The organism is Andreesenia angusta (assembly GCF_001855385.1).
GTDB lineage: Bacteria > Bacillota > Clostridia > Tissierellales > Gottschalkiaceae > Andreesenia > Andreesenia angusta.
The window spans coordinates 170,013-176,914 of the sequence record NZ_MKIE01000005.1 but is presented as its reverse complement, the minus strand read 5'-3'; the positions used below and the strand labels follow the sequence as shown (position 1 = coordinate 176,914).

Here is a 6,902-nt window from a genome sequence, read left to right as displayed (position 1 = left end):
TCTGGAAGTGATAAGCGCTGAAGGCATCTAAGCGCGAAGCATCCCTCAAGATTAGATTTCCCATCTGGTTAACAGAGTAAGATCCCAGGAAGACTACCTGGTAGATAGGTCACAGGTGTAAGGGCAGTAATGTCTTCAGCTAAGTGATACTAATAGATCGAGGACTTGACCAAAAGAATATATTCACTGTGTAGTTTTGAGTGTACAGACACTTAAAGGACACATAATCCAGTGACGATAGCGAAGGGGTCACACCTGTTCCCATACCGAACACAGAAGTTAAGCCCTTCAGCGCCGATGGTACTTGGTTGGAAGCGACCTGGGAGAGTAGGACGTCGCTGGTTAGTGATTTAAATGTTCTCGGGTAGCTCAACGGTGGAGCAGTCGGCTGTTAACCGAAAGGTTGTGGGTTCGAGTCCCACCCTGAGAGCCAAAAGAAGCCGGGGTGGCGGAACTGGCAGACGCACAGGACTTAAAATCCTGCGATCTTTACCGATCGTACCGGTTCGATTCCGGTCCTCGGCACCAAGAAGACCCAAAAAAACAACAGCGCGGGATGGAGCAGCGGTAGCTCGTCGGGCTCATAACCCGAAGGTCGTCGGTTCAAATCCGGCTCCCGCAACCAAAAAAACAAACATGGCTCTATGGTCAAGCGGTCAAGACACCGCCCTTTCACGGCGGTAACCCGGGTTCGATTCCCGGTAGAGTCACCAAAAGTGGTCGCATAGCTCAGCTGGGAGAGCATCTGCCTTACAAGCAGGGGGTCGTAGGTTCGAGCCCTACTGCGACCACCATAAAACAAAATAAGAAACATAAAAACGCGGCCTGGTAGTTCAGTTGGTTAGAATGCCAGCCTGTCACGCTGGAGGTCGAGGGTTCGAGTCCCTTCCAGGTCGCCAAAAAAACAACAAGACAAAGAAAAAAACATGCTGGTGTGGCGCAACGGTAGCGCAACTGACTTGTAATCAGTAGGTTGGGGGTTCAAGTCCTCTCACCAGCTCCAAAAGAGGATGGGTTCCCGAGTTGGCCAAAGGGGACGGACTGTAAATCCGTTAGCTACGCTTTCACTGGTTCGAATCCAGTCCCATCCACCAAAAAAATCAAAAATACTTGCGGGTGTAGCTCAGTGGTAGAGCCCTGGCCTTCCAAGCCAGTTGCGAGGGTTCGATTCCCTTCACCCGCTCCAATAAGCGCCTGTAGCTCAGTAGGATAGAGCAACGGACTTCTAATCCGTGTGTCGGGAGTTCGAATCTTCCCAGGCGCGCCAGAAAAACATTGGGGTATCGCCAAGCGGTAAGGCATCAGACTTTGACTCTGACATGCGTAGGTTCAAATCCTGCTACCCCAGCCAAGATGATCCATTAGCTCAGTCGGTAGAGCACCTGACTTTTAATCAGGGTGTCCCGCGTTCGAGTCGCGGATGGATCACCAATATGGAGAGGTACCGAAGTGGTCATAACGGGGCGGTCTTGAAAACCGTTAGGGTGCAAGCCCACGTGGGTTCGAATCCCACCCTCTCCGCCAATAATATGGAGAAGTACTCAAGTGGCTGAAGAGGCTCCCCTGCTAAGGGAGTAGGTCCTGTCAAGGGGCGCGAGGGTTCAAATCCCTCCTTCTCCGCCAGTGAATTATTGGGGCCTTTAGCTCAGTTGGTTAGAGCGCCCGGCTCATAACCGGTAGGTCTGGGGTTCGAGTCCCTGAAGGCCCACCAATAAATCAAATTGGCAGATGAGTTTTAAGTTAACGGGGTGTAGCGCAGTTTGGTAGCGCACATGGTTTGGGACCATGGGGCCGGGGGTTCGAGTCCCTCCACCCCGACCAAGTAATATTGGGCTTGTAGCTCAGGCGGTTAGAGCGCACGCCTGATAAGCGTGAGGTCGGTGGTTCGAGTCCACTCAAGCCCACCAGAAACAAAACAAAAAAATTGGGGCCTTTAGCTCAGTTGGTTAGAGCGCCCGGCTCATAACCGGTAGGTCTGGGGTTCGAGTCCCTGAAGGCCCACCAATTTTGCCCAGATAGCTCAGTCGGTAGAGCAGGGGACTGAAAATCCCCGTGTCGGTGGTTCGATTCCGCCTCTGGGCACCATAATAAAGACATCTAGTTTATAGATGTCTTTTTGATTTTTTGAGCTCTCCAGCCTCAGATTGCAGGCTAGAGAGCTTAAATATGCTTTTTGACTACATATTCAACCAGTCTAAATATACTCGAGTACTGGACTTCGGCACCTATGCATACAGGAATAATGGGGCTGCTCAAGAGCTCTTCAAATGCAGTGTCGGTAAAGTCTATGAACTTCACTTCGCGACTGTCGTTGTCGACAGCAGATTCTGTAAAGAACTCAAGCTCCAGACTTCCACTAAGTGTATTCCAGCTTAAGCTGTAGTTGTCTTCAAACACCATGTACTTAGGGATATCTAAAGATGGCGATGATATGGAAAGTTTGAACTTGGATTTAGAGAACTTTATCTTCTCGGGGTCTAAGGAGAGCATGATATGCCTACCAGCTACAGAGATAGAGATGGAATTCTGAGGTTCCAAGAGCTCCTCTATCTTCAGTATCTCTGGAAGGTAGTAGATGTCCTCATAGTTGTGCTTTAGTATGGTCTTCTCCAAAGCTGGGCTTTTGCTCTTCAGGTATTCTCTGTAGAGAAGGACACTCTCTTTCCCGCTGATTGTATCGGAGCGTTGAACCCCTACGACTTTCTCCACTGTCTTCAGCTTGCAGTCAGGAAGGGATAGCTTCTGTTTGTGCTTCCTTATTTTCTTCATCAAGTCTATGTGGTTTAAGCAGTCTAAGCTGTGCGACATCCTGTGCTTTTCAAATCTCTTCTTTAAAAAAGGAAAGTCAAATGAAGCACCGTTGTAGGTAAAGACAGTGTCTACACCTGAAAGCAGATTATTCAGCTTTTCCAAGACAGCGGGTTCATCCTCAGGCTTCTCTGAAAAAACTTGAACTATGGACTGGGTATCCGAATTTAGGTCGATCAAGAACAGTCCGACCAATATCACTCTGTTGTACATATGGCTGAGTCCGTCTGTCTCTATATCTAGAAAGCAGATATTGTTGGCACTGGAAAGGTAGTCTGGAACATATAGGCTTTTGTCTAAATCGTATTTTATCAGCTTCAATTTAAAACCTCCTAACATAGATAATTTAATTATATCAACTAGTTGGGAGTTTGACTTTTAAAACTTAAGAAGTTATACTAAAATTTAACTTGTCGAAGGTAGAGGAGCTAGAATGGAAAGAGAGCTAAAGAAGATATTGAAGGGCAAGCTGGAGTACTACAGAGATATCGATATAGGGCTTGCGAGATACATATTGATTGAGATTTTAGAGCAGTACATATCCCAGACGGGAACAGAGTTAGGCTATATAAAAAGAATCATAGAGGAGACGGCAGGGGTCAAAGAGAAGCTTAGAGAAAGCGGAGAGCAGAGCTTGGAAGAAGGTCTGAGGGATTGCCTTAGGAGTTTTGTATCCCGGAACATTGAAAGCTTCGATGGAACTACGCTTGGGAATCTGTACGAGGCTATAAACAATACTGAGATGAAGAAGAAGTTTGGTCAGGTATACACTCCAGAAAAAGTGGTCGACTATATGGTGGAAGAGGCTGAAATAGACAGCATGATTGAATCAAAGCCTGAGGTCAAGATACTGGACCCTTCATGTGGGGCAGGAATATTTCTGGTGAAGCTCTACAGAAAGCTTAAGGAGATTTCAGAAAGTTCTGATCGCTTCAGCGAAAGAGAGATACTTGAAGACATGATATGGGGAGTGGACATAGACTTCTTCTCGGTGTATGTTTCAAAAGTTTCACTTTGGATGGAAAGTAAGCTCTCGTCAGAATTAAATGTACATCTGAAAGATATTCTGACTGAAAACTTGCAGACTAGCTTTGACTTGATAATAGGGAATCCCCCGTACATAGGGGCAAAAAAACTGGATGGCAAATACAAGGCCGAGCTTAGAAAGATATACTCTGAGGTCTATGAAGACAAGTCGGACATATCCTACTGTTTTTTCAAAAGAGGCTACGAGCTGCTAAACGAATCAGGAAGGCTAGAGATAATAACCTCTAGGTATTTCTTAGAGGCGCTGTACGCAGATAAGCTGAGGTCTTATATAAGCAGAGCATACGGAATAGAGAGTATATTGGATTTTTACGGTGAAAACATATTCAAAGGAATAGCCATAAGCCCACTTATAATAAAGCTGAAAAAAAACTCGGCGACTTTTAGCTTGAGGTATTTAAGGCCAAATAGAAGTTGGAGCAAGAGAGTAATGCTGGACATGAATGGCTTTGAAAGCATAGAGGTAAATATGGAGAATCTGTCCCAAGAGAGATGGCTTATGAGGTCGGAAAAAGAACTGGATCTTTTTCGAAAGATAGATGGATCGGGTGAATATCTACTGAAAGATATAGCCAGTTCCAGCCAAGGCATTATAACAGGTCTGGACAGGGCTTTTGTGATTCAAGATATAGAGAACGTACCGGAGAATGAAATTCATGTGCTGAAGCCTTGGGCAAAAAACAGCGACATAAAGAGGTACGGAACAATAGAGACAGACAAATACTTGATATATACGGATTGCATAGAAGACATCGACATGTTCTCATATTTAAAGAGTCGAATAGAGAAGTACAGAGATAAGCTACAGCAGAGAAGAGAGTGCAAGCTGGGGATTAGAAATTGGTACGACATACAGTGGGGTAGGGAGTGTACTAACTTTCAGGGAGAGAGGATACTCTTCCCCTACAAGTCGCATGAGAGAAGCTACACTATGACTTCAGAAGAACTCTATCACAGCGCAGATATATACTCGATAAAGCTAAAAGAGGAGTTCAGAGAGAGTATTCCGACTGAGTATCTGCTGGGATTTCTGAACTCCAAGCTGTTTGAATACTACTTCAGGACAGTGGCTAAGAAGCTTAACCGAGATATATACGAATACTATCCGAACAAGATAATGAGCTTAAAGATAAAGATTCCGGACAAGAATACAGTCGAATCGGTGGTGCTGTTAGTGAGAGATGTATTAAGGCGGTCTGAAGAGGAAAAGAGTAGGATCGAGTCAGAGCTGGACTGTATTTTTGCCAAAATATACGATCTAGAGCCAGATGAAAGAAATCTCGTTTTAGGCTAAACACGTGTAAAAAAAACGGCTAAGATGATATACTATAGAGAGGTATCTAAGCTTGAACAGCATATGCAGACTTTAAAGTGGAGGAGAGATATTAGATGAATACGAGAAGCACAGAAGAATTTATAGATATCACAAACGAAGAGCTTGTAGAAGAGATAGGCAGAACGAACGAGAAGCAGCTGTCTAAAATAGGGACTATGGCTTATGTGGAGATCTTTAACAGGACACTCTACCTGAGAACTATTCTAAAAGAAGACAGCGAGCTTGTATCAGTCATAGCAGAGGAAGACGAGGAGTTCAGGAAATTATACGAGAAGTTCAAGCAGGATATAATAGACTTGAAACCTGTTATGGCGTTCGACAAGGAAAACAGCCTAGACATAGATGAGCTTAAATCGCTTAGAAAGAAAGTTGTAAAGCTGCTGAGATGTCTGTCTTCCTACAACACTGAAATATCCTATACAAATGAAATAGCTAAAGACCTGGCTTACAGGGAGTTCTTGAAAGAGAATGCAAGCGACATGGAGAAAAAGATAGACTTTGATAAGCTATACAAGAACATACAGATATTCCTATCGGAGGACGGAAGGAATATAAAGCAGAAAGTGAAAGACATAACTTCTATACTTCCTGTCAGAGTTTCGAAGGACAAGTACTACAGCATGATAGACGGGGCATTTAGCAGAACCATGGCAGATGCAAGCCAAGAGATAATAGACACAGTCGTATCTAGATACAGGACTGTTTTCAACGGGTCGATGGAAGCGGAGTATGGGGTTTACTTTGACAGGTACTTCAGGAAAGCTCAGGAGTCAAGGTATTTTGACTTCAAACAAGCCAAAACTGAGGACCTAAACAATATATACAACGACACTTTCGACACTATAGCAGAGATAAACAAAGTATCCACAATAATCAGGGAATTTGGAATAATACTCAACAGACTGATAGCTATAAGCATTCTGAGAGAGAGCATAGTGGAGAATCTGAAAAACCCTGAGATAAAGCTGCTTGTAACAGACTGGAACAACTACTTGACCAACCCTAAGACAAATCAGTCCAGAGTTATAAGCCAGTACAAGAAGGTGTTTAAAGAACTGGACAAGAAGTTCCAGGATACAAACAACAGACTCCAAAAGCTGACTATGGAGAACTTCAACAGGCAGAACAAGATAAGCGAGGAACTGAAAGAAGCCCTTCAGAAGGCGCAGTATGTACTCAACTATATAAACGACTATGCACTGGAAAAAGATGAGATAACGGAAGTGACATACTATGAACCAGCAGGAGAGCAGTACTTGAAACAGTCTATAGCGAGCTTCCTAGACTTTATAGAGAGAAATACAAAGGACATATCCAATATACAGAGAAAGGCCAGAATGAGAAGGCTTATATCTCTTGTAGACGGGGTATTTGCAAGTCCAAACGACTTCTCTGAGTACTTTGCAAACAGCATAAACCTCACGACTAGAGAAGAAGAGAGCGTTGCACTTGTGAACAGCCTTCTTGAACTTATGAACTACTACAGGTCAAGCGCTGAAAAGAGCAGGCTAAACTAGTAAAAGCAGGATCAGCTGATCCTGCTTTTAAAGTACAAAAAAGAAAAAAGACTCTCTTCCGTTCGAGAGTCTTTTCTTAATCCTTTCGGATTACAAGTAAAACCGTTCAAAAAGGGGTATTGGGAATAGAGATCTCAATATTGAGGTTACCAGGGGGATAACCACAAGCAAATTATAGCAAGATAATCGAGAAA

Annotated in this window: 3 protein-coding genes, 19 tRNA genes and 2 rRNA genes; 23 read left to right on the top strand and 1 reads right to left on the bottom strand. The window is 44.1% G+C overall.

Annotated features, from left to right (window positions below; all coding sequences use genetic code 11):
• From EUAN_RS07910 to EUAN_RS07810, 21 genes are all read left to right on the top strand, one after another.
• Window positions 1-173, top strand: a 23S ribosomal RNA gene (locus EUAN_RS07910); the annotation flags it as partial.
• Between the two features lie 54 nt (window positions 174-227).
• Window positions 228-344, top strand: a 5S ribosomal RNA gene (rrf, locus tag EUAN_RS07905).
• A 14-nt stretch (window positions 345-358) separates the two neighbouring features.
• Window positions 359-433 (top strand) — tRNA-Asn (locus EUAN_RS07900).
• Window positions 434-439: 6 nt separating this feature from the next.
• Window positions 440-528 (top strand) — tRNA-Leu (locus tag EUAN_RS07895).
• Between the two features lie 22 nt (window positions 529-550).
• Window positions 551-625 (top strand) — tRNA-Met (locus tag EUAN_RS07890).
• Between the two features lie 13 nt (window positions 626-638).
• Window positions 639-713 (top strand) — tRNA-Glu (locus EUAN_RS07885).
• 5 nt (window positions 714-718) lie between these two features.
• Window positions 719-794, top strand: a tRNA-Val gene (locus EUAN_RS07880).
• A 28-nt stretch (window positions 795-822) separates the two neighbouring features.
• Window positions 823-899 (top strand) — tRNA-Asp (locus EUAN_RS07875).
• A gap of 29 nt (window positions 900-928) precedes the next feature.
• Window positions 929-1,003 (top strand) — tRNA-Thr (locus EUAN_RS07870).
• 5 nt (window positions 1,004-1,008) lie between these two features.
• Window positions 1,009-1,094: transfer RNA gene (locus tag EUAN_RS07865), tRNA-Tyr, on the top strand.
• An 18-nt stretch (window positions 1,095-1,112) separates the two neighbouring features.
• A tRNA-Gly gene (locus EUAN_RS07860) sits at window positions 1,113-1,186 on the top strand.
• Window positions 1,187-1,190: 4 nt separating this feature from the next.
• A tRNA-Arg gene (locus EUAN_RS07855) sits at window positions 1,191-1,267 on the top strand.
• A gap of 9 nt (window positions 1,268-1,276) precedes the next feature.
• A tRNA-Gln gene (locus tag EUAN_RS07850) sits at window positions 1,277-1,351 on the top strand.
• A gap of 4 nt (window positions 1,352-1,355) precedes the next feature.
• Window positions 1,356-1,431, top strand: a tRNA-Lys gene (locus tag EUAN_RS07845).
• 4 nt (window positions 1,432-1,435) lie between these two features.
• Window positions 1,436-1,524 (top strand) — tRNA-Ser (locus tag EUAN_RS07840).
• A 7-nt stretch (window positions 1,525-1,531) separates the two neighbouring features.
• Window positions 1,532-1,623, top strand: a tRNA-Ser gene (locus EUAN_RS07835).
• A gap of 11 nt (window positions 1,624-1,634) precedes the next feature.
• Window positions 1,635-1,711: transfer RNA gene (locus tag EUAN_RS07830), tRNA-Ile, on the top strand.
• 33 nt (window positions 1,712-1,744) lie between these two features.
• Window positions 1,745-1,821, top strand: a tRNA-Pro gene (locus EUAN_RS07825).
• 9 nt (window positions 1,822-1,830) lie between these two features.
• A tRNA-Ile gene (locus EUAN_RS07820) sits at window positions 1,831-1,907 on the top strand.
• 20 nt (window positions 1,908-1,927) lie between these two features.
• Window positions 1,928-2,004: transfer RNA gene (locus tag EUAN_RS07815), tRNA-Ile, on the top strand.
• A 5-nt stretch (window positions 2,005-2,009) separates the two neighbouring features.
• Window positions 2,010-2,085, top strand: a tRNA-Phe gene (locus EUAN_RS07810).
• 75 nt (window positions 2,086-2,160) lie between these two features.
• Here the strand turns inward: EUAN_RS07810 and EUAN_RS07805 are convergent.
• Entirely contained in the window at window positions 2,161-3,129 is a 969-nt protein-coding gene (locus tag EUAN_RS07805; protein WP_071063417.1) for a ribonuclease H-like domain-containing protein, read from the bottom strand.
• Window positions 3,130-3,241: 112 nt separating this feature from the next.
• Between EUAN_RS07805 and EUAN_RS07800 the strand changes: the two genes are divergently transcribed.
• Window positions 3,242-5,149, top strand: a complete 1,908-nt coding sequence (locus tag EUAN_RS07800; RefSeq protein WP_071063415.1) for an Eco57I restriction-modification methylase domain-containing protein — start codon at window positions 3,242-3,244, stop codon at window positions 5,147-5,149.
• Window positions 5,150-5,244: 95 nt separating this feature from the next.
• Window positions 5,245-6,708, top strand: coding sequence for a hypothetical protein (locus EUAN_RS07795; protein WP_071063413.1), 1,464 nt, complete (start codon window positions 5,245-5,247; stop codon window positions 6,706-6,708).
• The last annotated feature ends 194 nt before the right edge of the window (window positions 6,709-6,902 follow it).

What these genes read in the sequence shown, in the direction of transcription:
- EUAN_RS07800 (WP_071063415.1), top strand. Translation starts at nt 3,242, where the DNA reads ATGGAAAGAGAGCTAAAGAAGATATTGAAGGGCAAGCTGGAGTACTAC.
- EUAN_RS07795 (WP_071063413.1), top strand. Translation starts at nt 5,245, where the DNA reads ATGAATACGAGAAGCACAGAAGAATTTATAGATATCACAAACGAAGAG.